Origin of the sequence: Paenibacillus agri (assembly GCF_013359945.1) — a bacterium.
In the GTDB taxonomy this organism is placed as follows: domain Bacteria; phylum Bacillota; class Bacilli; order Paenibacillales; family Paenibacillaceae; genus Paenibacillus_AQ; species Paenibacillus_AQ agri.
This window is the reverse complement of record NZ_JABWCS010000195.1, coordinates 15,724-38,157: the sequence shown is the minus strand read 5'-3', so window position 1 is coordinate 38,157 and position 22,434 is coordinate 15,724. Positions and strand designations below refer to the sequence as shown.

The 22,434-nt window shown below is 41.3% G+C and carries 24 protein-coding genes and 1 pseudogene; 5 read left to right on the top strand and 20 right to left on the bottom strand.

The genetic code is table 11. The features are described 5' to 3' along the window. Positions 1-6 precede the first annotated feature (6 nt). Positions 7-753, top strand: a complete 747-nt coding sequence (gene map / locus HPT30_RS06215) for a type I methionyl aminopeptidase (RefSeq protein ID WP_175370567.1) — start codon at positions 7-9, stop codon at positions 751-753. A gap of 256 nt (positions 754-1,009) precedes the next feature. On the opposite strand, the gene HPT30_RS06210 is transcribed toward map, so the two are convergent. The 16 genes and pseudogenes from HPT30_RS06210 to HPT30_RS06140 all read right to left on the bottom strand — a co-directional run bounded on the left by HPT30_RS06210 (position 1,010) and on the right by HPT30_RS06140 (position 15,041). Then, complete coding sequence (locus HPT30_RS06210; protein WP_175370566.1) at positions 1,010-1,777, bottom strand: ABC transporter permease subunit; 768 nt, start codon at positions 1,775-1,777, stop codon at positions 1,010-1,012. After that, positions 1,774-2,550, bottom strand: a complete 777-nt coding sequence (locus HPT30_RS06205) for an ABC transporter permease (protein WP_175370565.1) — start codon at positions 2,548-2,550, stop codon at positions 1,774-1,776. The genes HPT30_RS06210 and HPT30_RS06205 overlap by 4 nt, the downstream gene beginning before the upstream one ends. Continuing rightward, a complete protein-coding gene (locus tag HPT30_RS06200; protein WP_312876307.1) occupies positions 2,547-3,251 on the bottom strand; it encodes an ABC transporter ATP-binding protein in 705 nt (234 codons plus the stop codon). The genes HPT30_RS06205 and HPT30_RS06200 overlap by 4 nt, the downstream gene beginning before the upstream one ends. Before the next feature lie 101 nt (positions 3,252-3,352). Continuing rightward, on the bottom strand, positions 3,353-4,360 hold the full coding sequence (locus HPT30_RS06195) for a sensor histidine kinase (protein WP_175370563.1): 1,008 nt from the start codon (positions 4,358-4,360) through the stop codon (positions 3,353-3,355). Further along, entirely contained in the window at positions 4,357-5,034 is a 678-nt protein-coding gene (locus HPT30_RS06190) for a response regulator transcription factor (protein WP_175370562.1), read from the bottom strand. The genes HPT30_RS06195 and HPT30_RS06190 overlap by 4 nt, the downstream gene beginning before the upstream one ends. 229 nt (positions 5,035-5,263) lie before the next feature. Next, positions 5,264-5,938: a YcnI family copper-binding membrane protein gene (locus HPT30_RS06185; protein WP_246316956.1), complete on the bottom strand. Its 675-nt coding sequence runs from the start codon at positions 5,936-5,938 to the stop codon at positions 5,264-5,266. Positions 5,939-6,010: 72 nt separating this feature from the next. Then, positions 6,011-7,672: a copper resistance CopC/CopD family protein gene (locus HPT30_RS06180; RefSeq protein WP_175370560.1), complete on the bottom strand. Its 1,662-nt coding sequence runs from the start codon at positions 7,670-7,672 to the stop codon at positions 6,011-6,013. Between the two features lie 66 nt (positions 7,673-7,738). Then, positions 7,739-9,460 (bottom strand): multicopper oxidase family protein, encoded by a 1,722-nt coding sequence (locus HPT30_RS06175; RefSeq protein WP_175370559.1) that lies wholly within the window; start codon positions 9,458-9,460, stop codon positions 7,739-7,741. Positions 9,461-9,634: 174 nt separating this feature from the next. Continuing rightward, positions 9,635-11,125: a sensor histidine kinase gene (locus HPT30_RS06170; protein ID WP_175370558.1), complete on the bottom strand. Its 1,491-nt coding sequence runs from the start codon at positions 11,123-11,125 to the stop codon at positions 9,635-9,637. Next, positions 11,118-11,792, bottom strand: coding sequence for a response regulator transcription factor (locus HPT30_RS06165; RefSeq protein WP_175370557.1), 675 nt, complete (start codon positions 11,790-11,792; stop codon positions 11,118-11,120). The genes HPT30_RS06170 and HPT30_RS06165 overlap by 8 nt, the downstream gene beginning before the upstream one ends. Before the next feature lie 366 nt (positions 11,793-12,158). Next, the gene (locus HPT30_RS06160; protein ID WP_246316958.1) at positions 12,159-12,401 is read right to left on the bottom strand and encodes an MFS transporter; all 243 of its coding nucleotides are present in this window, start codon (positions 12,399-12,401) and stop codon (positions 12,159-12,161) included. A 303-nt stretch (positions 12,402-12,704) separates the two neighbouring features. Then, a pseudogene (locus HPT30_RS06155) lies at positions 12,705-13,096 on the bottom strand (organic hydroperoxide resistance protein). Between the two features lie 54 nt (positions 13,097-13,150). Then, positions 13,151-13,609, bottom strand: coding sequence for an aldo/keto reductase (locus tag HPT30_RS06150; protein ID WP_217622273.1), 459 nt, complete (start codon positions 13,607-13,609; stop codon positions 13,151-13,153). Next, positions 13,545-13,793, bottom strand: a complete 249-nt coding sequence (locus tag HPT30_RS30895) for an aldo/keto reductase (protein ID WP_217622272.1) — start codon at positions 13,791-13,793, stop codon at positions 13,545-13,547. The genes HPT30_RS06150 and HPT30_RS30895 overlap by 65 nt, the downstream gene beginning before the upstream one ends. A 31-nt stretch (positions 13,794-13,824) precedes the next feature. Then, complete coding sequence (locus tag HPT30_RS06145) at positions 13,825-14,439, bottom strand: cysteine hydrolase family protein (protein ID WP_175370555.1); 615 nt, start codon at positions 14,437-14,439, stop codon at positions 13,825-13,827. Between the two features lie 29 nt (positions 14,440-14,468). Further along, positions 14,469-15,041, bottom strand: coding sequence for a TetR/AcrR family transcriptional regulator (locus tag HPT30_RS06140; RefSeq protein WP_175370554.1), 573 nt, complete (start codon positions 15,039-15,041; stop codon positions 14,469-14,471). A 277-nt stretch (positions 15,042-15,318) separates the two neighbouring features. On the opposite strand from HPT30_RS06140, the gene HPT30_RS30890 reads away from it, so the two are divergent. Beyond that, positions 15,319-15,621, top strand: coding sequence for a CocE/NonD family hydrolase C-terminal non-catalytic domain-containing protein (locus tag HPT30_RS30890; protein ID WP_175370600.1), 303 nt, complete (start codon positions 15,319-15,321; stop codon positions 15,619-15,621). Here the strand turns inward: HPT30_RS30890 and HPT30_RS06130 are convergent. Beyond that, positions 15,552-15,980 carry a MarR family winged helix-turn-helix transcriptional regulator gene (locus HPT30_RS06130; protein ID WP_175370553.1) on the bottom strand — a complete coding sequence of 143 codons (429 nt, stop codon included), beginning with the start codon at positions 15,978-15,980 and terminating at the stop codon, positions 15,552-15,554. The two genes, HPT30_RS30890 and HPT30_RS06130, sit on opposite strands and share 70 nt — an antisense overlap. 155 nt (positions 15,981-16,135) lie before the next feature. Here HPT30_RS06130 and HPT30_RS06125 point away from each other — a divergent pair, with 155 nt between their 5' ends. Then, positions 16,136-17,455, top strand: a complete 1,320-nt coding sequence (locus HPT30_RS06125; RefSeq protein WP_175370552.1) for an amidohydrolase family protein — start codon at positions 16,136-16,138, stop codon at positions 17,453-17,455. A gap of 83 nt (positions 17,456-17,538) precedes the next feature. On the opposite strand, the gene HPT30_RS06120 is transcribed toward HPT30_RS06125, so the two are convergent. After that, on the bottom strand, positions 17,539-17,940 hold the full coding sequence (locus tag HPT30_RS06120; RefSeq protein WP_175370551.1) for a hypothetical protein: 402 nt from the start codon (positions 17,938-17,940) through the stop codon (positions 17,539-17,541). Between the two features lie 71 nt (positions 17,941-18,011). After that, a complete protein-coding gene (locus HPT30_RS06115) occupies positions 18,012-19,031 on the bottom strand; it encodes a 3-oxoacyl-[acyl-carrier-protein] synthase III C-terminal domain-containing protein (protein WP_175370550.1) in 1,020 nt (339 codons plus the stop codon). A 485-nt stretch (positions 19,032-19,516) separates the two neighbouring features. Here HPT30_RS06115 and HPT30_RS06110 point away from each other — a divergent pair, with 485 nt between their 5' ends. Then, positions 19,517-20,626, top strand: coding sequence for a glycosyltransferase family 4 protein (locus HPT30_RS06110; RefSeq protein WP_175370549.1), 1,110 nt, complete (start codon positions 19,517-19,519; stop codon positions 20,624-20,626). A gap of 78 nt (positions 20,627-20,704) precedes the next feature. Here the strand turns inward: HPT30_RS06110 and HPT30_RS06105 are convergent, their stop codons facing one another. Then, on the bottom strand, positions 20,705-21,148 hold the full coding sequence (locus tag HPT30_RS06105; RefSeq protein ID WP_175370548.1) for a ferritin-like domain-containing protein: 444 nt from the start codon (positions 21,146-21,148) through the stop codon (positions 20,705-20,707). A 307-nt stretch (positions 21,149-21,455) separates the two neighbouring features. Here HPT30_RS06105 and HPT30_RS06100 point away from each other — a divergent pair, with 307 nt between their 5' ends. Next, positions 21,456-22,376, top strand: a complete 921-nt coding sequence (locus tag HPT30_RS06100) for a LacI family DNA-binding transcriptional regulator (RefSeq protein ID WP_175370547.1) — start codon at positions 21,456-21,458, stop codon at positions 22,374-22,376. Positions 22,377-22,434 lie beyond the last annotated feature (58 nt).

Sequence of the window (22,434 nt, the reverse complement as noted above, 5' to 3'; positions counted from 1 at the left end):
ACGAACATGATCATTTTAAAAAGCAAGCATGAAATTGAGGCTATCCGCAAGGCATGCCAAGTGGTGGCTGAATGCCATCGCACAATCGCCCCGCTTATCAAACCGGGTATTACCACCAACGAGATTGAGCGCATATTCGAGGACATTATGTTGAAGCACGGAGCAAAGCCATACCAGAAAGGCTATAACGGCTATCAATATGCGACTTGTGCCTCCGCCAACGATGTGATCGCACATGGCTTCCCTAGCAATAAGCCACTTGAGGAAGGTGATATCGTGACGATCGACACGGTCGCTGAGCTCGATGGCTGGCTCGGCGATTCGGCCTGGAGTTATGCAGTCGGGCAGATCTCGCCGACAGCCGAGAAGTTGATGCGTGTCACGAAGGAATGTCTTGACCTGGGCATCGAGCAGGCGCAGCCGGGCAATCGACTCGGTGACGTGACGAGCGCAATTCAGCGGCATGCAGAATCACACGGTTTTGGCGTCGTGCGAGACCTTCTCGCCCATGGCATCGGCCGCGACTTGCACGAGGAGCCGACTTATATGCATGTCGGCAAGCCTGGAAAAGGCATTCGTATCAAGGAAGGTATGGTGTTCACAATTGAGCCCATGATCACCGAGGGCAGCTACTTCATGACAATCGATCCGGACGGCTGGACCGCACGGACGATGGACAGCAAGCTCGCCGCCCAATACGAGCATACGATCGCCATCACGGCTGAAGGTCCACAAATTTTGACCGCGCAATAGAAAAAAGAAGTCGACCAACGAAATGGTTGACTTCTTTTTTCGTAATCGGCATAGCATATTTCTTTATTTGCCGTTTCATATTCTAACATATAAGAAAGTTCAACAATCATCTTACTTTACACGTAATAAGGTAAGGATGAAAATCGGCTTTTGAAAAACACATACAAGTATGTATGATCTGAACTGCAGATATACTTCTTAGCACTTCAGTTATTGAACTTGTCAGTAATTTTTATCAAAATAAGGAATCCTAAACTTAGGCATCCCGTTTACAGTAAAATACAATAGCTACTGTAATAAACATCAGTGTCCATAACATTGAAATACCTGTCCCTTGCATTGGTGTAAGGACATTTATATCATCCGGGGAACGCGGCATATACATATAATTTCCTGCCGTATCCGGAAAATAATTTAGATATTTATTAATACCAGGTAGAAAAATTCTCATCAATGGACTGACAATGAAATAATAACCAAGTAGTACCACTAAAGCAGGTGTGGTTCGTCTTAATAAAGCACCGATAGCTGCACTGAGAAGTGTGGTTAATGTTAGATAGCCTGTTGCACCTATTAATGTTGTTATTATTGTGTCTATTTCAATCACTACTGCTGTGTCTCTTATCATAATAAAAGTATAGAGTACACCTGATGCAGCAATAATAAACGCCACAGGAATAGTTATCATCGCCAGTGCTAAATGCTTCGTGGATAATTGAAGCCCACGCCAAGGTATCGTAGTTAAAGTAGTTCGAATCTGTCCGCCAGTGTACTCCGAACAAGTAGCTAAGATACCAAGAATAATGAACCCTGCTTGAAGATATCCCATAGAAGCAAGTCCAATATTCAGTATACTTTGCGTTCCCGCTGTCCCTTGTAGACCAGCAGAAGTAAAAGCTGCAGCTAAAGCTAAATTAAGAATGAATGTACTCATAAGGGTGAGCCATATCAATGGTAATGTAATTAATTTATCCAGTTCAGCACCAAAGATTTGCATTATCTTCCTACTAGATGAGACACTCATGCTGCAACGTCCCTCCTATGGAATACAATAGCTGCAATAATGAAAATAACGACGACCCAGGTAAACATAATTAAACCGCCTGTGAAAGGATTGTGAAATCTGTCAAATAAACTGCCTGTAAACGGGGTGTCGCTCGTAAACATAAACATTTCAAGGCCAGCCCTATCGGGTAAATAAAGCGCCAACTTTGTAACCTTATAAAGCAGAACACTAAATGATACAACGGATGAATTGATCATGAGCACAGCAAGCGGGATGATGCCATTCTTAGTTAGCAAAGTAATCCCAAGTGCTAAAAGAGCAGTGAATGTCCAGTAACAAACTGCACCGATAAGTCTAGACCATTCAAACGCAGGGGTATATTCACCAAGAATAAGATACGTTGTGGACACAGTTGTCATAATAGCAACAATACACAGCAGTATGCTGATCACTGTCACAGCGCCTGCTTTTGCCAGCAAAAAATGAAGTCGTGATGCAACAGCAGTTAAACTTGTTGTAATCTGCGCTCCTCCACCAGATTCACTGCTCTCTGTCAAATACTCACTGCTGACAGCAAGCACACCAAGAATAATGACACCTTGCACACCAAGAGCGAGTCCGATATAACCAACTTCCGATAGCCGTGTGCTAACTCCAGCTATTATCTCCTCTTTTTGTACTATACTGTCCAAGGCAGTAATGACCGCTGGGGCAAATGCTCCAATAAGAAAGGCAAGCCAAATGCCCGGCAGGGAGAACAATTTAGACAGTTCCGCGTTGAAAGCTCTCATACAACTTCACCTGCATGTTCAGATGTCAGGGCAAAAAAGGCTTTCTCTAGCGTGGAATGGTTACCTATTACTTCTTCCAATGTTCCATCTGCGACGATTGTTCCATGCTTAATAATCACCACATCATCAACAGTCTCTGCAAGCTCTCCCATGAGATGACTGGATAGTAACACCGTGTTTCCAGACTGGGCACGTTCACGTAAAAATGTCCGAATCCACCGAATTCCTTCTGGGTCGAGCCCATTTACGGGTTCATCTAAAATCAATATTTTCGGATCACCAAGTAGTGCAGCCGCCATGCCAAGTCTTCTTCCCATACCAAGAGAATACTTCCCAACTCTTTTATCAGCTGCATTAGTAAGACCTACTATCTTCAGAACTTCCTCAACACGTGAGTTAGACAATCCTGCGGCACGAGCAATCCAACGCAAGTGTGCTCGTCCTGTTCGCATACGGTGAGCTCCAAATCCATCAAGCGCAGCACCTACTGTTGCTAGAGGATTATGTAATTCTGCGAATGTCTTTCCATTAATTAGTGCACTCCCTGAGGTGGCACGATCTAATCCAAGCAGGATGCGAAGGGTAGAGCTTTTACCTGCCCCATTTGGACCTAAAAAACCAGTTACTCTACCTGGTCTAGCTCTAAAACTGATACCTGATAAGATTTCTTGATTCCCGCGATGTTTGACTAAGTTATTCATTGTAAGCAACCATAACACTTCCTTTCTATTATGGTTCTAATTATAAAATAGCAAAGTTACATCGCGGTTATCCTGCGGTTTACTTCTGGTTTAACTTTAGGTTAAGCTCTAGCAATGACTACTCTTGTGCCATGTTTATTTGATGTGAAGTCAGCTTTCAGCTTCATTTTTTTCAACATATAATTTGAAGCCGATAAACCAATCCCCGCCCCATGCTCATAGGAGGAGTTATCCATACCTGGACCTCTGTCTGCAACAATGATCTGCTCATTTACTACATCAACCACGATTTTTGCATATTTCCCCTCTGCAGCATGACGAACAATATTCTGAAATAAATTATCCAGTACCCGTGTCATCCATTTAGGATCCGCTTCCCAATAAAAAGTCTCTTCTGCCGGTAAATCAATATCCAACTGAATTTCTTTTTCTTCAAATACAGGATACCATGCAGCAACAGATGCTCTTACTAAACGTCCAATATCTGTTGAGGTGGGCCCAAAAGGATGTTTCCCTGATGTAAGCAATGTATAGGAAAGTAAATCATCCATGAGATCTCCGACTCTTGTAATCGTATGATTCATCTCCGCTAATGAATTTTGTCCTTCCAGACTCATTGATTCTTTATTTAATCTGGTGATATGTCCTCGCAAAATGGTAAGTGGCGTTCGTAAGTCGTGAGATAAATTCGCAATGAGTCGATGTCGCAACAATTCCTCTTCATATTCTCGCTTGCGGCTGTCTTCAAGCTGCTGAATCATCCAATTAAATGAACTTCCTAACTGGTCTATTTCATCCATACGATCACTTTGAACAGATATGGGTATAGGAAATGAGTTATGATTAGCTGAAAATGACATGACCTCCTGTAAGCGGGTGAGACGTTTGCGAAGTCTTAAGAAGAAAATCCAAGATATTACAACAAATACGATAATAATAAAACCAAACAAAAGTAGTACAACGTAAAATAGATTTAACGTATTTAGCTCTTCTCCATGGGTAGAAACCCCAAAGAACGCAGAGAAGAAAATAAGCACCATTGGAGGAAAAAAGATAAATAAAAAATGTCCTTTTAGAAAATGCCGAAATAATGATCTAGTCTGTTTCATAGTTTCACCCGATAGCCTATCCCCTTCAACGTTTCAATAATCTCTGGGGAATCTGGATGACGCTCCAACTTTTGACGCAGTCGATGGATATGTACCATTAATGTTTTATCGCCAGTGATATAAGCTTCTTCCCATATGGCTTCATAAATTTGTTCTTTTGGTAGAACTTGATTAGGGTGGCGTAAGAAGTACATTAAAATTTGATGTTGTTTCCCTGTCAAAATAATTTCTTCTCCTGTGAGCTTATCAGTTACCATTTGGGCATCCGGATCAACTTCAATATGATTTCCTAATAAAATGCGTTCGGAATGTGTTACACCCCTTCGACGGATTAACACTTCTAATCTTGCAACTAATTCATCCGTATGAAATGGTTTCGTTAAATAGTCATCAGCAAATTGTAAACCATCCACCTTATCATCTATCGATGTTCGAGCAGATAACAGCAATATAGGAACCGCAGGAGCTACCTTTTTTAATCGTTTTCCTACAGTAAATCCGTCTAAACCGGGTAACATGATATCTAAAATAACGATTTCATACTGATTTACTTCTTTATCCGCTCCTTCACCAGAAAGCAGCCACTGAACTGAAAATCCCCGCTGTTCCAATTCTTCTTTTAGAAAGCTGCCTATTTTCTCATTATCTTCAATATATAATACGTTTCTTTTCAAGTAACATCCCTCTCTCTACATCGAGTTCACTATTAGACAGATTAACACAATCTGAAGAATTGTTTCCAGTTAATGCAATTTTATCTTTCGTTGATAGAGTTTCATAAAAAAAAGCCCATCTAACTGATCGGCTCCTTCTGTTCCTAAATAAATTAAATTATTTTGCATCAAAATAAGTAATCTTCATAAAGGGGACAGATCTAAAAAGACTCGATTTTGTTTTTATTATTCAACCTTTTCGTGGTTTGCGGACAAAGGAAATAACAATAGCAATGACTCCGAGTATAAATGCTGAAATAGCTATTCCACGATCAAAAATAGTCATTTCATGATCAAAACCGTTAGATGCCGTTTGCTGTTGGCTTCCACTGATATTTGTCTGATCTGCAGCAGCACCAGACTGTGCTACAGCGCTACCCCCGTGACCTTGATCCTTACTGGTCGCTGGCGTAACAACCGTTATAGAAGCAGGGTATTGACCGTCAGATGCTTCAACCCAGTCTACCTTACTACCATCCGCATAGGTTTGATACGCTTTCCAGTTCAGTTCTTTTACATCAGCACCGACTTTTCCCTGAAAACGGAACTCCGTAAATTCAGTTACTTCCAGTCCTTTACCTTCAGCTTTCCATACAATCCCAATAATTTTGTCGCCTGTACCTTTATTTAGAGAATATGTCCAACCGTATTTCGGTTCAATTCGAAGCACCTCGACACCGTCTGGAACTTTAATTTCAATTTGCTTGGTCGTTGTCCCGCTCGTCTCACTTGGTACACGAACTGTAAATACCTCATATGATCCTTGGCTCACCTCAATTGGTTTAACTGTCACATGGGCGCTAGCAATTCCTGCGAACAGGAACAAGAACATATAGGTGAATCCTGCAATCAACCATTTTTTCATAAAAATCAACATCCTATCCATATAGTTTTAATAAGCAAACTCTAATTTCCTGACTCATCCTCTTTTTACAGGTCAGTAATTCCGGAAGGCTTCTTCGTGTACCATTTCGTTATCTTCTTGAGTCAGAATTCGAATTTCAGCCTTCCACTTACCCGGAAATGGGATGAATTGACCTGTTGCCTTATAAGTTGATTTAATAAAATCTGGAATGTTATCATTGTCTTTATCCTCAGATTTGTCTAAGGGAATTTCAATCGCCCCCAGTTCCGGCTTGTCTAGTGAGTGGAGCAACAGTTTGACCCGCTTTGGTTCTCCGGTTTTCTCCAGTAGCCAAACTTTGACGATAAATTGGTTTTCACCCGGAACGTTCGGAGTAATACGTAAGGTAATTTTCTTGTCCGCCTCAATCACATGCTTGGAGTATGGTGTATTGGCAGGAAGCGGGCTAATGTAAGTGAATATACCAACTACAATTAAAATTGCCGCCATAAGGCTTACATCAAGTTTAAGTAGATTTCCCGACAGAAGATCGCCGCGACGCACTCTAAGCCTGAGTAGAGCTCCGGTCACAATAACCATCAGTACAAGCGAAGTCTTAATAAGAAGTAAAATTCCCCAGGACGTATAAAATAAATACGACAAACTTGGGAGAAACAACAGAACACTCAAAGTGCCTGTCAGCGTCAACAAGATGATACTGATCCATGCCGCCTGTGAGAAAGCTACGGCAAAGCGGCCGGCTTCTTTACGATCCTTCAACCATAACAACAGTAGAAACGATAGTCCTCCTGCCCATACCGCTGCTCCCCCGAGATGCACAACGTCCAACAACAGCGAGTACCATTTCGGCTCATAAACGGCAGCATGCCCGTTCAAGCCTTCCAATATCAGAAGCGCGGTTGCCCAGATCATTTTGACGGCAGTTCCAGATTTCAATACGAGGATACCAACAAAAGCAAGGACAATTAATATCAGCCAGGAGATACCAATCTCGGTCGTTGTGAATAGCTTGCTCCACTCCGTGCTCGGCTGGTCCTGCATCAAATCGCGAGCATGAATAAATACGTAGAAGGTGCTAGCAATCACAAATACCCTGACCACCCATAAACCCCATTTATAGAGAAGTCTCTGCTGAGCTTCTGTGTTGTTCCGCAATAATCCATACCAAAACATCAATCCGGTACTCATCATTAAAGACGCGTAGTATAGCCCCCTGCTCGCATATAAAAGTAGTTTGTTGGCGCTTATCTCAGTTGATGTACCATTACTGGAATGATCTATTTGCTCGTGCAGATCAAAAACAGATGCATCTTTAGCATTAGGTGGATTTCCTACCACAAAGATATAGGACCCGGAGACCGGATGTCCGTCGGCTGATACAACCGAATAAGATACCGTGTAAATCCCCTCCCCAAGCTTGGGTAAGGCAAGTGAAATGATACGGCGGTCCACCGAAGTGGAACTCTTCTCTTCCGTGACCGATTTGGACAAGGAATCTAATACCTGGACCCCGCCGATACCCATTTCAATTTGCTCATTAAAGTGTATTTCAACCCTTGGGGGGCTTTCGTTCATTTGTGTATTCGGTTCAGGTACCTTCAATTCGACGATGGCATGCGCATGTGCCTGAGTCGGAATGGATACCCACAATGCCAGCATAAGCATAAGCAGCAACAGGGGGGCTATTCCTTTCCAAACGCCAATACGAAATCGTGTGATTGGATTTTTCTTCATAACAGGACCAACACCTTTTACTGTTCTACTCTTATTCATTTTGATAAAAATTGATTGTTTCGCACCTTAATCAGGATGATTACCAGATGTTCCTCCAACTACAAACGGAGTGGATATGCCTTCGTAATTAACCATCATATTCATCCCCATTGCCGCGTGTTTTAAATTATGACAATGGATCATCCAAATGCCGGGATTATCTGCCACGAATGCAACCTCATACGTTTCATGCGGTAACACATTCAGTGTATCTAAATAGACCGGACTTCCTTCTGCTGCCTTTCCATTGCGCGTAAGGACTTGGAGAGTGTGACCATGAATGTGCATCGGATGAATATCATTACTGTCATTTACAAACCTTATTTTTACGGTGTCGCCCTCTTTAATTACAAGAGGCTGAATATTTGGCGCGGCTTGACCGTTAATTAGAAATGCCCAATCCATGCCTGGTGCTTTACCTGAACTCAATTCCATGTCAACTGTTTGAGTGAAGGTAGAATCGGAATTAAATACTCCCTTTTGTGGGGTACCGTATGTCATAAAATCAAACAGTTTATAATTGTTCGGATTATCTGAAGTGGCTGTACCCGTCGGGTTCCCGTTCCCAATACTAACGGATACCCTCTTGTTTGGTTGATTGGCATCCGGTCCCGCGTTTACTAGTTGAACATTCCCACTATCGGGTACTCTAAAGCTAATATCAACACGGTTACCTCCGCCAATTGGCAGTAACGTTTGATTCATTGCTTGGCCACCAACAAGATCCCGTCCATCAAGAGATACAACTTGGAATGGAATACCTAGTAAGGTTAATAAATGAGTTGTATTGCCTGTGTTGACCAAGCGAAGGCGAACAAGATCACCTGGTTTTGCATCGAAATGTTTACTATCAATCGTCCCATTGGTCGTTAACATGTTGTATTTCACATCTGTCATGGCTTCCACTAGTTCATTATTTAGATTACCGCTGTTGAAACTGTCTTTATCATTGAATTTGTCTTTATTTTTCTTTTTGGAGAGACCGTTGATATTCCATTCATGGAGAACCACGGTATAATCTTTATCGTATTTGATGGTTTCTTCTTTGGGTTCTACGACAACAGCTCCAAAAAGTCCTAGTCCCGTTTGTACTTCACTTTGTTGATGAGAATGATACCAATACGTTCCAGGCTGGTCTGCTATAAAATTGTAAGTGTAGGTTTCCCCAGGTTTAATGGCGTCCTGTGTAACACCAGCAACCCCATCCACTGCTCCTGGTATATTCAAGCCGTGCCAATGGATGGTTACACCCTCCGGTAGCTTGTTTGTCAAATTCACTACCACCCTATCCCCCTCTTTGACCCGAATCGCTGGACCCGGTGCACTTCCGCCGTATGTCCATGCTTGGACCATAGCTCCGCCGCCTAAATTTAACGTGGTTACTTGAGCGGTAATATTGAAGGTTTTAACTGGAGCATTCAAATTCTGTGCCACTAACTTTGTTACGGGTGTTGCATTGGGATCAGTAGATCCCATATTCATTCCATTATTTTTATCCATAGACATATAGTTCGAATTTCCATTCATTGAAGGACTGGTATTTGTACCCATATTCATCGAAGAATGATCTTCGTTGGAATTGATGTTCGAAGAATCATCATTGTTTGAATCATTACTAAATGAAGAGTGATCATTAAATGATCGGCTATTCATTAGATAACGACCATCCGTTTTATAATAAATGAAGCCCCCAACTAGAATAATAAATAGCAAAATGAGTAAAAAATCAGAACTTTTATTTTTTTTCATTGTTTTCTCTCCAATCTTTCAAGTTTAGCAAACTGAAAATTACTGCTTCGATCTGAGGTAATAATATAGTACAAGAATGAAAAGTTAATGAAAAATGCATATTCCGAATGTTCAATGTACGCAAAAAAGCATAACCCTATTCATTTACGAAAAGGGTTATGCTTTTAGATGTTGTTATTTTGGGCTGATCTGTGGGATTTTTACCGTAAAAACACTCCCCTCCCCTAAATGACTCGATAATTGTATGGTACCCTTGTGTTCTTCTACAATCCACTTTGCGATAGCTAAACCAATTCCAGTTCCTTCAATTTGCTTTGTACGGTTTTTATCAACCCGATAGAAACGATTAAATATCTTTTTCTGATCTGCCGGTTGTATTCCAATGCCAGTATCTTGGACTTGAATAAGTAAGCTTTCTTCATGATCATCATTAACGCCCATTGAAAGAAAGAGATTGACCGTTCCATGCTGAGGCGTGTATTTGATGGCATTATCAATTAAAATATACAGTAGCTGCTTTAGTCTTTCTTTATCTCCAGAGACCAAAAGATCGGCAGGAGTATGCAGATTCAGCTTAATATGTCGTGAGACAGCCAAAGGCTGAATCGAACGGTCAAGCTGTTCTACAACGGGTATAAAATCAAATGTCTCAAAAGAAATATTAGTTAACCCTGCGTCTGATCTAGCTAAAGACAATAAATCATTAACAAGAGTTGTCATCCTTTTCACTTCATCTTTCATATCCATTAGAACATTCCGGGAAAATTCCGAAATATTCTCGCCTTCCTCTAGTTCAAGAACATCAATAGATGAATTAAGTATGCTAAGTGGAGTTCGGAGCTCATGTGAAGCATCTGCAACAAAATGCCGTTGCTGAGTATATGATTTAATAATAGGGACCATTGCCCGTTTGGACATAGAAGAACCTACCAAGAAAGAGATAATAAAGAATAAAATGGCTAGTCCGATAAAGATCGTAAGCATCCAGTTTATTATAGTCCAATAATAAGTAGTATCTTGTCCAAGGTACATCTTCCCAATTCGCTGGTCCCCATCATAAATTATCCGCGCCATTATAGCCATATGAATTTTTTTACCAGAAGAAACTGTTAAGGTAGTATCCTTATCCCAATTATTTTGAAGATCCTTTCCCCATCCCCGATTATCGAGATTACCATCATTAGAATCTTTTTGCCTCCAAAACTCACTCCCATTTTCTGAATAAGTTAGGTTTTCAGTTTTACTATTTACGTCTGTATATTTGACACTCCAATCCTTGAGCATTTGTAATAGGGATTGACGTAAGTCTGGTATAGTCTCATTTGCAGCGATAAGTTCACCTTGCTGATTGTAAACATAATAAAAGAAGTAATTATTATTAAGAGTTATTTTCTTTTTGTCATCGATAGTTGAATCATTCCCGTTCATATCGCTTTTTAAAAGATTTTGGCTTTCAAGCAATTTTTGATCTGCCAGAGAATTAACCTCTTTTTTCTGCTGATAAGAGACCATCCAAAAAAGTGAAGTATAAACAATAATAATGAATACTAGAAGAAAGAGCACAAGCATCCCGCTATACATAATGGTTAATCGATTACGCATTTTCACAAACATATCTTCGCTTTGCCGCCGCTTGTGCATTCGCTCAAACACGAACTTAATCAAATCTGAAACCCACCCCACGTATATTTTGAATCAGCGTATTTTCACCTACAGTATCAATTTTTTTCCTTAATAATTTAATTGTGGCATCAATCGGATTGCTTGTGACTTCAGTATCATATCCCCAAATTCTATCCAGTATGACTTCGCGGGTTAAAACTTTCCCTTTATTTTGCATTAGTAAATCTAATAATTGAAATTCACGTTGTGTTAATTGAATTTCTTCTTGTCCTTTTCTATGTACTGTACGGCTTGTACGATTGATAGTAATATTATCAATATGTATAATCTCTTCCAGCAGGGGAGCGAAATTACGGCGTGAAAGAGCTCGTAATCGGGCATTGAGCTCATCAAACTCAAAGGGTTTTATTAAATAATCATCAGCCCCTGCATCTAATCCCTCTACTCGATCTAGAACAGAATCCTTTGCTGTCAAAAGTAGAATGGCTCCATTATATCCTTCTTTCCGTAAACGTCGACATACTTGTACGCCATCTTTTACTGGCATCATCCAATCCAGAATTAGAATATCATAGTGAGCAGCAAGCGCATAATTATATGCGTCCTCGCCATTTGTAACCCAATCCACTTTATATTTCCCTTTATTTTTCAACAAATGAGTAAAAAGACGCCCAAAGCGTGGATCATCTTCGGCCAATAAGATATTCATCGAGCACTCTCCCTTTTCCAAAGTATAGAAAACCCCTTGTAAGTATCGTTAGAATAATTAGCATTGTTTAATTTGTAATATCAGTAAAAGTTGATCAATATGTGTATCAGTGTATCTTTTCATATCGTCTAATTCAAGTCATCACGTACTCACGTACGTCAAGCGGGGCAACACCTGATTCTGCCGTTCTCAACGGTGCGCAAAACATTGATATTGATGAAGGTTGCCTTGGCACGTTTGAGGTAGGCAGCATGGACCGCAATCGATAACAGTCCGGCTCCCAGCCAAACGATCGAGCGCTGCGATACGGCAGTCAAAATTGTCACGGCATTCACGACGGTCAGTAGAGCACCTGTGATATCAAACTTAAATCAGCCCACCTATAATTGGCCCGAGCCCGAATGCCATAGCATATCCCGCAGAGGTCATAGAAATCGCGCTGCCGCGTCTTTTATAAGGAACATACTGGCTGGCGATGAAGAGACCGAGTTCCGCCATCGAACTGGCGCCTGCGGACTGCGCGATCCGCGCTATTTGCAACGTGTGAAAACTGCTCGCGAATATACCGAAAAAGGAAGAAAGCCCCAGTATCGTGAGCCCGACTGACAACAATCTTCGAATGGCCTATATCCCGAATGATGCTTGGAACAGAGACATTAAACATCGTCGTGTTCATTAAGACGATGAACGTGCCTATTGTCCATACCAATATGACAAACTTATCTTTAATGTGAATACCGTCCTATCATGTTGTGTATACTTCTATTTAACAAGTAGATTGCTTCATTTCTAAAACAAACAATTTAAGAACGATCATTCAAAAATGTGTTTGAATGATCGTTCTTAAATTTGAAACCATTCTGCCTTAATATTTTTGTTACCACCTCAAACTCTACTATTCGTGCTATAAGATCAACCCACCACGTTCGTGATGACTTCGATATTCCCGCGGGTTGCTCGGGCATAAGGGCAAACATCGTGAGCTTCTTCAACGATTTGTTTTGCAGTACTCGTTTCTACACCCTTAATAGCGATATCCATGTTTACTGACAAGACAAAGCCGTCATTTGCATCTTTGCCGATCGTAACTTGTGACATTATTTTTATGCCTTCCGATTTGATTCTATGTTTTCTCAGAACAACACCTAGCGCACCTTCAAAACATGCGGCAAATCCAGCTGAGAAGAGTTGCTCAGGGTTGGTTCCGTCTCCGCCGGGACTCCCATTTCCTTGGGAACTTTTAAGTCAATAGCAAGGATGCCATCGCTGGACACCGCTTTGCCTTCTCTTCCGCCTTCCACCATCACAGTAGCTGTGTACAATTTCTTTTATATTTTATCCATGTTCAATATTCTCCTTTAGATCATGCTATTTTCCCATGAACCTCGTATTTCCACATCGCTCGATTTCGCGGCTTGTTCCAGATCTTCAATTTCCTTATTCGTCAATTTGACGTCAATAGCAGAAATAGCGCTAGCGATATGCGATGGTTTGGTCACGCCGATAATCGGTAGCGTTCCCTTAGCGATTGCCCAGGTAATGGCGATTTCAGCAGGATTAACTTGATGCCCGAAACCGATTTCTCGCATCACTTCGATCAGATTTTCAAGTTTGGCAAATACCTCTTCATTGAAAGCGTCTCCTCTTCGGGTTCCAGCCTTAAAAGGATTCTGCGCACTATATTTACTAGTCAAAGCACCTTGTTCCAATACCATATAGGAGAAGAATAGCATTTCATTGGCTTTGCAATACTCAATGATGCCTGCTTCTTCTGAGGACCGGTAGAGTAGACTGTAATGGTGAAGCGCCCATGCCATAAACTGCGGCCGTGTCCCAAAGATTCAATCCGGCATACATTGCCTTAGTAAATATAGGCTTTAGATCCTCGTCCATCAGGTTATTCCCAAAAATGGCATCCCCTCCGTTGGCGCCGGTTCCCCAAGACCAGGTACCTAGCGCTACAGCCGGGATATGGGTGTTTTTTAATTGAACAGTTTTCAAGGTAAATCTCTCCCCTTTCTTCTATAAACTTTTACACCTCAGCAAGAAGCTCTTTTGTTGTTAAAATGGCATGTGCAAAGGTAGGGCCATTAATTTCATGCGCGACACGCATAGCCTCTTTACTGAAAGCAGCTGTTGCATCTTTTACAAGTGTGACATGATAACCAAGCTCCATGCCGAAGCGTGCTGTCGCTTCGATGCACGTATTAGCCAACAAACCTACAACGATTATCTTTTGTACACCATGCATTTTAAGTTGATGATCCAGGTCAGTGTTTGCGAACCCGCTGCTGCCCCAGTGCTCTTTTATAATTACATCACCCTTCTGGGGTTGAAAATCCTCATGGAATTCCCCGCCCCATGAACCTTTAGCAAATGTCTGTCTTTCTTTAACACCAAGCTGATAAGGTGTTGGAAACAACCAATTTTCAAAATCATCGGGTTCAGATCGGTGGTGTGGAACAAAGAAAACTTGAATGCCGGCTTCTCGAACAGCATTAACAATTTCTTTTAAATGCTCGAGCAAGTTGACGGAGTCTGCTACTTCTTTGGCACGAGGGAAACTCTTGCCTTCTGGTGATAAGAAATCATTATAAGGATCTACCAGAAGAAGACCTGTTGTTGTTTTATCGTACACATGTGTCATGGATATCACTCCTTTTTATTGTTCTCTCATCAATTTAATACCGACATATTCATTTCAATTATTTGTCGTAATTTTTCCTTGTCCGTAATAGTTTTAACCATAACGCGAAGTCCAATCAGTGAATTGTTAAAAAATTGAGCCAGCCATTCTGCGTTGAGCGTCTTGGAAAGTTCCCCAGATTGTTGACCTTCTATTATAACGTCACGTATTAACTCTTCAGTATAATCCCAAAACTGACGAACAGAATCTCTTGCCTCTGAATCATGTTTTGCCAACTCAACCGCAGTATTCACTATAAAGCAGCCAGAAGGAAACTCCTCTCCAGCTTGAATTGCTCTTTCAAACAACATTCCTATCGCTTCCTTGGCAGAAAGGCCAACCATACGAAGATTATATGATTGCTCTAACCTGTCGCTGTATCGCTTTAATGCTTTGATATACAAGGTTTTCTTATCGCCAAAGGTATCATACATGCTCCCTTTATGAACTCCCATGTGTGATACTAGTTCCTGCATGGATGTTTTCTCATATCCTTGTTCCCAGAATAACCCCATGGCTTTAAGCAACACGGTATCTTCATCAAATTCCTTTGTCCTAGGCATCAGTTTCTCTCCTTTCAAAGCCAATTCATCATGTTAAGAACGATCGGTCAAGATAAATATTGACCGATTGTTCTTAAACCTGAGAAAAGGATTATGTATATCAATTCAGCAGAGGGATGGGTGCTTCCGAAGGAAGGTGGGTAGATGAAAAGCTATGGGGCGGGAGGCTCGATTGGTACAGAGACTGGATTACCCATACCAATCCCAGTGATAAGTTCTCGAATAGCGGGTACTGGAAAATTGTAAAAGAGGTTCCGGCTCGTATCACACGGCCTAGCTGGAAATAGAAGTTCGTCCTGAAGGAGAAGCGTCCAATATTCGCACGGGAATTACGACACTAGCTTACAGAAACAGCCAGACTCCTTCACGAATGACCTATACTCTGCAGACGAAGGTCAAAGCTGACATTGATCTGTGGGATATTTTCTGGAAATTCAGCAAGGACTCGCGTATTCGTATCGATATCGCTTCCTCGGAATTTCCTCAATACCCGATAATTGATAGTCTCGTCTATATGCGCTCGTTGATTTTGAGCAACAACTTCATTAAGACTTGCTTCTCCTCATTGGTAAGAACTTGAACGATTTCTTCTTCGACCTTTTGGAATGAGTCTTGAAAGTCATTTATCAGTTCAATCCCTTTTGGCATAACATATATATTTTTTTGCCGTTCATTATTGGCCGGGATTTTGCGCTCAATAAACCCTTTTTGTTCAAGACCTTGAAGCATGCTTGTAATGCTGGCCCCACGCAGATGAAACCGATCTGCAAGGTCTTTTTGAATAATCTGATTATCTTGATTTTGGTATATATAATCGATTACTTTTCCTTGTTGAGCGTTTAAACCGAACTCCTTAATACTCTCGTCCGCTCTCTTCTTTAACTTAAGACCGATAATCTGAAATAAATCTAAATAAGGCGTATCCTTTCGGGATTGCATAATCGTCCCTCCTATAATTGTTAGTAATCTAATTGTAAGTAACAAAACTATACAGGGATCCTATAGGCTTGTCAAATGAATATCAGTTTGTTGACAGTTAGACAACTAACAGTTATGATTCGAATTGACAAAACAAATCACTTGGAGGAATTTAAATGGAAAAGACAATTCAAAATACCGTGTTAGAACAAGTTACTGCGATTACAAATGTACGCATCTTTAATGGTGATCAAATCATTGCGCCTAGACATATTGTCATTAAAGGGGAGTCTATTGTTTCAGTGGGCGGAGACATCCCTACTGATGCAACAATTATCGATGGGAAAAATGGCACTCTGATGCCTGGTCTGATTGATGCACATGTGCACACTTCAATCGGGGGGTTACGAGATGCCTTAAAATTCGGCGTTACAACAGAACTTGAAATGAACGGAGACTTTACTAGAAGAGGACGCGAGATTCAGTTGAAAAATGTGAATGATGTTGCAGACGTTCGTTCTGCTGGTACAGCGATCACTGCTCCGGGCGGACATCCCGATGAATTATTGCCGGATGGAGATGAGATACCTGAATTCATTCTAAAAGAACTAGAGAAGTTATCGGAGGAAGATCGGCAAGCGATGTTGGCTGGATATGCTCACGATCACGAGGAAATCCCGCAAGTGACGACGCTGGAAGAAGCAATTAAACATGTGCGTACCCAAGTGGAAAATGGTGCCGACTATATTAAAATCATGATTGAAGAAGGAACAGTCATGGGTGCACCTGGCCTTCCTCTCCTAAGCGACGAGATTTTAAAAACAGCTGTGACAGAAGCTCACAAATGCGATAAGCTGGTCATTGCCCACGTCTTGACAGCTCTCTCATCGCAAGAAGCCATCGATTTTGGGGTCGACGGTTTGGGACACTTGTTTATCGATAGACCGGACAATACGTCCGAATTAGTGAAATCCATAGCAGAATCAGGCGCTTTTGTTATACCGTGCTTGGTGTTGAATTCATCGATTATTGGGAATCCGGCAGCGGAATTGGCGAATGATCCACGTGTTCATTCCAAATTAAGTCCCGATTGGATCGATATTTTGAACTCAAGTTTCAATACGTTCCCCCAGGGCAATATGGAAAACAGCTTTAAGAATGTAATGGACCTTCACCGTGCCGGAGTTGATATTCTGGTAGGGACAGATGTTGCACCGGTTCCTGTGCCAAACCTTGGCGGCCTTGCTCATGGAGCCAGTGTCCACCATGAGATGCAATTGCTGGTGAAGGCCGGGTTTACCCCGATCGAGGCGCTCCAGTCGGCTACCGCGAAACCTGCCCGTTGCTTTGGACTTAGTGATCGCGGCCGCATTACCGAAGGTTCCCGCGCTGACCTTATATTAGTACAGGGGGACCCGACAACTAACATCTCGAATTCCTTGTCAATTGAATCCGTGTGGTTCAAAGGTGTACAACAATTTGGTTTGTATTTGTAAACGAATATAAAAGAGCAGCGTTACCAATTTATAGGGTAACGCTGCTCTTTTATATATTCTTAATCAGGCCCCTCCAGCTGATATTAGGAATTCAACCACTCTTCGGCTTCTTCAACGCTTTCGAAGGATTCAAAGACAGTTTTGATGTCGTCAAATGCTACTGAGGAAGCAACAACGCGCTTCATGCTCATTTTTCCGAGGGTCTTCTCTGGCATAATGATAGCTACAAATTTAATACCGGAATCCTGAATACGTTGATTATGTACGGTACTGATCCATTTTTGATCTTCTTGACTGATGACACTAAGTTTGCGATTGTCGGAAATCATTCGCTGTGCTCCCTTTTCTTGCTGAAGCTCCATAGCTTTATCACAGATGGCACGTAGTTGGTCACTATGTACATAAGTGTTGAATTCAACATGAACCGCCTTAGCTTTCTCATTCCATGAGACCGTAGCACTATCTGTTTTGAAAACTGTTGTCATAATGTCTAAATACCTCCGAAGTTTGTTTATGTTTTCTTTATAACCTGTTTCTGCATGATGAAAAAAATGTATTAGTACTGGAACAGGAGGCTTACATTCTGCCAGCCTGCACCAACTGTCCACAGGATAATATAGTCGCCACGGGAAACTTTACCAGTTTCAATAGCTTCGTACAGAGCGGTCAAGGGGCTGTTAGTTGCTGTATACCCGTATTTGTCGCCTATGTATAGAGCTTTATCCTTATCAATACCGAGACCTTCGACAACACCTTCGATGTTGCCAGGAGCGAATTGTGATAGATAGTAACCAGCTATATCATCTTTTGTCAGTCCGTTACGCTCGAGCAACCTTTCGATTGAAGACACAGCGATTTTCACAGGTGCGCTGGTATCGAACGTTTTAAACTTCATCCGGGGACCTTCCTCAGGTTTCCCCCAACTTGAAAGCCCATTTGCAGGAAATAGCGCATTATCAATTACAGATGTGTCTGTTTGATACTCAGAATCGATAAACCCGGTTCCTTCTGCTCGCTCAACAATAACAGCAAGAGCGGAATCAGCAAAGTTACTATCGAAGATAGGTTCCCCAAAACTATGAGTTGAAATGTAGTCGGCTCCTACAACCAGTACACGATTAACATAGTTATTAGCGATGATATTTCTACTTGCTTGTTCGACAGCAACAAGAATGCCAGAGCAGTTACCGTTCAAGTCGAAGCAAGAGGTTGTAAGCTTACCGCCGATAGCTGCATGAATCTTAAGAGCGTTTGTAGGGATAAGATACTCCGGAGTTTGAGATACGAATAGAATCATATCAATATCTTCAGCATGGAGACCTGCCTTATCCAGAGCAGATTTAGCAGCAATAATAGCCATAGTTACAGCATTCTCATCTTCGTTATCAACAATATATCGAACATCTTTACCAAGAGCTTTAATTAGCCCTCGAATATCGACACCTAAAGCATCGTAACGGTCGATATAGTACTGATTATCAACCTTATGATCAGGCTGATAGAAAGCAACAGTGTTAATTTTGACCCCTTTAGCAATAGCTTGAATTCCTTTGTTATTATCGTGAGCTTCAGTCATTTTCGAATTCCTCCTGATGGTATATCATCTCTTTGCAATTGAGACGATAATTAAGAAGTATTGCGGGGGGCAAGTTCACGTTTTTTGCTGTCGACAAATGCAGTATTCTGAGCGCTCTTCATCAATACAGTTCATATCATATAAATCTCATTTGTTTATATATGGAATCCCTCCTTTATACTAGGATATCTTTTTTGTAATTATTCGTCAATTACTTCATGTGATTAAATAAAGCCGTGAAATATGTTATCTGTAGCTGCGGGCTCTGTGAATACAAACGTCACCTCAGCTCTTTTTGGTACCCTTTGCTTTTGGGTGTTTTTCACGTTCACTACACCCATCCCGTTTCACTCCTTCGGCATACGATAATCCATATTAGACAGATATATGGAGATGAAAAAAATGACAAATCGAATTGATGTGTTTTCAGTAAGTTCTTTTCATCAACGCAAAGTATATCGTAAATCTTTGAAGAAGGAATTCAAATGAAACCCTATCATGTCGTCTGGAAGGGACCTGTACACAAAGTAAGCGGTCTTGGCCGTGCCACAAGAGCGTATGCCCAATCACTAAAGCGGCAGGGTGTAGCCGTTAGTATGGGAACGTCAAGCCATTATAAAAACGGCACCCAAGGCAAAAAGGTGCTGATCTATCACCACATTCCCAGCAGCATTCAATGGAAAAAAGAGCGTAGCATATATGATCTCATTATTTTGAATACTGTTTGGGAAACAAGCAAGATCCCCAAGGGCTGGCTTCCACATATGAACAAATTTGATGCCATTTGTGTACCTTCTACGCATAATAAAAGAACGTTAAGAAACAGCGGCGTGAAAGTCCCGATTTTTATCGTTCCTCATGGCGTAAATACAAAGGAGTTTCATCCGAAGAATAAGAAAATGTCTTTGCCGGGCACGGCAGGCAGGTTTACGTTCGTGTCTGTATTTGGCTTCCAGCATCGCAAAAATCCGGAGGGCCTGCTAAGGGCATATTGGGAAGAGTTTTCCTCTAAAGATAACGTAGTGCTTGTGATCAAAACAAACGGATTTGGGGCACATGAGAACGAAAGATGGATCCAGACAAAAATAGCACAATACAAAAAAAGACTGGGTATTCAAAAAGATACGGCCCCTGTTATCATTATCGGCCGCCAGCTTAGTGATAGCCAGCTTAAAGGTTTGCACACGCTCGGCGATGTTTTCGTTCTCCCGACGCGTGGTGAGGGGGTTGGACTGCCTTTTCTAGAAGCGCTTGCGAGCGGCGTACCTGTCATCACTACAAGCTGGGGCGGGCAAATGGATTTTCTTACGCATAACAACTCGTTCCTGATTCCATACCAGCTCCGGAGCCCGTCAAGCAGCATGAATAGAGCCATCTCGAAAAAGTTTAGCAACCTGTTCGGGCAAAAGGGACAACTATGGGCGGAGCCGAATCTGGGCGGCTTAAAAAAGCTGATGAGGAAAGCGTACCAAAATCCCGGACTTTGCAAACAAAAAGGCCGCCAAGGCAGAAAGGATATGCTTCATCTATCTTGGGACCGGGCCGGGGCATTAATGAAGCATGCGATTGAAGAAGTCATTCGATCCAAGAAATAAGATTTGTCGGGCACGCCCTCCTTGTGATTAACAGAAAACTATCTGTTCAAGAGAAAAAGGAACTGCAAGCAGTGGCAGCTATCTGAGGTTCAACGTAATCAGGTAATTGTACTTGGCAGCGTGCTTAAGCTCATCCAATATGATGCCGTACACCGTATCTTTATAGATCCCAGCAGGCAATCCAAACCAGATGTTACGGTATCGTTCCACCGCTTCCAGCTCCCCCATCAAAGCGCGCTGCAGACCTTCTGAGTAGGATTGTACCCTCACATATTGCTCATTACTGATGCCAGTGATTTCCTGTCCAGTCAAAGCCCAATACATCTCTCTGAACATTTTATTGTGTCCGCGCTCATCGTTACGGATGCTTTCGATAATGGCCACCTGCTCTTTTGTGGGAGCCAGATTGATCAATTCATCGTAGAACAACTCATCGTTACGCTCCCCTTGTACCGCTTCCTTTATCATTTGTACTGCTTCCGGAAATCCTGTGCTCCAGATAGGTATAAAATCGGCTCGCATATAGTATGAAATTCCCCAGTAAGAAGGTATTTGATACAAGTGTGCGAGTTGTCGCCAGTGGTTCGTTGCAGTACGTTGTTACTACAGTGAAGGATGCTCTGGATGACAGAGACCTCACTCAGCAGCCCGAGTCCCACGGTGCTATTGGAATGGAAACAATCGAAAAAGCGCCGGTTTCATGATAAATCGTGAGCCGCGCTTTTTCTGGGGAGATTTTTCCAAACAAACGCTTACAACTGTGTTGACTTATTCATTAATGAAAGGTAACGTTTAAAATACGAAGGTTATCCAGGAGATGAAAATTATAATGAAAAGAGCAACCTTAAAAGATATAGCCCGCATGGCAGATGTATCTGTGGCAACTGTAAGTTATGTTCTTAATAATGTTGATAATCAAAGCATTCCAGAGACTACAAGATGCAAAATCATGCGAATTGCCAAAGAACTCGAATATACGCCCAATCTCTCAGCACGTACTCTGGTTAGAAATAAGTCAGGACTAGTAGGTATATTGATAAATGAAGAACAAGACATCCCTTATTGGAAAAAGCAAAGTCATTTTACCTTTGTTGATGGATTGCAGAAGCTATTGACTACAGCAGGATATCATACACTATTCATTACAATTGATGCTAATGATCCATCTCTGAATGTTATTATTGAAAGAAATCTTGAAGCTGTTTTTCTTGTTGATGTTAAAGATGAGATGTTCTATACGATTTCATCCAAGTTTGTCGAAGGAATCCCTTTAATTGTAATTGACAGTATTATTGAAGATAATCTATTTCAACAGATCACCTATAACTTTCACTCAGCTTTAAAAATAGCCAGTAAATTGATGAATCAATCTTTTTGTTTGATAATGGAAAACTTCAATAATCAAGCTTTGGTTAATTATATTTTGACAAATACAAATGTAGCGAAGGATCATATTTACATAGTAGATACTCCTAACGATCTAGATGAAATTTTCAAACAAACTCAATTCAAAGAAGCTATTGTAATAAATGAATTTATAGGGAGTTACGTTGAAAGATCCGGTTATTTCAATAATTTAGCTGTTATTTGCACCTGCAGTTGTCCAGAAATCTTATCGGATAAAACTGAAAAAATTATGTTTAAAGAGGATAAATCCAAGACGGCCTTCCACATAATGAATAGTCTTTTGAGAAGGAATGAATATCATTCAAACAATAGTAATATTAATTTTATTGAAGTTAAAATCTAATTTTTTTTTGCATTTAACTTAAACGTTTAAGTTAAGTTGCTAATTTCAGGAGGCTGAA

What these genes read in the sequence shown, in the direction of transcription:
- HPT30_RS06115 (WP_175370550.1), bottom strand. Translation starts at nt 19,031, where the DNA reads ATGACTGAAGCTCACGATAATAACAAAGGAATTCAAGCTATTGCTAAA.
- HPT30_RS06210 (WP_175370566.1), bottom strand. Translation starts at nt 1,777, where the DNA reads ATGAGTGTCTCATCTAGTAGGAAGATAATGCAAATCTTTGGTGCTGAA.
- HPT30_RS06195 (WP_175370563.1), bottom strand. Translation starts at nt 4,360, where the DNA reads ATGAAACAGACTAGATCATTATTTCGGCATTTTCTAAAAGGACATTTT.
- HPT30_RS06130 (WP_175370553.1), bottom strand. Translation starts at nt 15,980, where the DNA reads ATGCAATCCCGAAAGGATACGCCTTATTTAGATTTATTTCAGATTATC.
- HPT30_RS06125 (WP_175370552.1), top strand. Translation starts at nt 16,136, where the DNA reads ATGGAAAAGACAATTCAAAATACCGTGTTAGAACAAGTTACTGCGATT.
- map (WP_175370567.1), top strand. Translation starts at nt 7, where the DNA reads ATGATCATTTTAAAAAGCAAGCATGAAATTGAGGCTATCCGCAAGGCA.
- HPT30_RS06100 (WP_175370547.1), top strand. Translation starts at nt 21,456, where the DNA reads ATGAAAAGAGCAACCTTAAAAGATATAGCCCGCATGGCAGATGTATCT.
- HPT30_RS06165 (WP_175370557.1), bottom strand. Translation starts at nt 11,792, where the DNA reads ATGAATATCTTATTGGCCGAAGATGATCCACGCTTTGGGCGTCTTTTT.
- HPT30_RS06185 (WP_246316956.1), bottom strand. Translation starts at nt 5,938, where the DNA reads ATGAAAAAATGGTTGATTGCAGGATTCACCTATATGTTCTTGTTCCTG.
- HPT30_RS06110 (WP_175370549.1), top strand. Translation starts at nt 19,517, where the DNA reads ATGAAACCCTATCATGTCGTCTGGAAGGGACCTGTACACAAAGTAAGC.
- HPT30_RS06145 (WP_175370555.1), bottom strand. Translation starts at nt 14,439, where the DNA reads ATGACACATGTGTACGATAAAACAACAACAGGTCTTCTTCTGGTAGAT.
- HPT30_RS06205 (WP_175370565.1), bottom strand. Translation starts at nt 2,550, where the DNA reads ATGAGAGCTTTCAACGCGGAACTGTCTAAATTGTTCTCCCTGCCGGGC.
- HPT30_RS06150 (WP_217622273.1), bottom strand. Translation starts at nt 13,609, where the DNA reads ATGGCATGGGCGCTTCACCATTACAGTCTACTCTACCGGTCCTCAGAA.
- HPT30_RS06200 (WP_312876307.1), bottom strand. Translation starts at nt 3,251, where the DNA reads ATGAATAACTTAGTCAAACATCGCGGGAATCAAGAAATCTTATCAGGT.
- HPT30_RS06175 (WP_175370559.1), bottom strand. Translation starts at nt 9,460, where the DNA reads ATGAAAAAAAATAAAAGTTCTGATTTTTTACTCATTTTGCTATTTATT.
- HPT30_RS06120 (WP_175370551.1), bottom strand. Translation starts at nt 17,940, where the DNA reads ATGACAACAGTTTTCAAAACAGATAGTGCTACGGTCTCATGGAATGAG.
- HPT30_RS06105 (WP_175370548.1), bottom strand. Translation starts at nt 21,148, where the DNA reads ATGCGAGCCGATTTTATACCTATCTGGAGCACAGGATTTCCGGAAGCA.
- HPT30_RS06140 (WP_175370554.1), bottom strand. Translation starts at nt 15,041, where the DNA reads ATGCCTAGGACAAAGGAATTTGATGAAGATACCGTGTTGCTTAAAGCC.
- HPT30_RS06180 (WP_175370560.1), bottom strand. Translation starts at nt 7,672, where the DNA reads ATGAAGAAAAATCCAATCACACGATTTCGTATTGGCGTTTGGAAAGGA.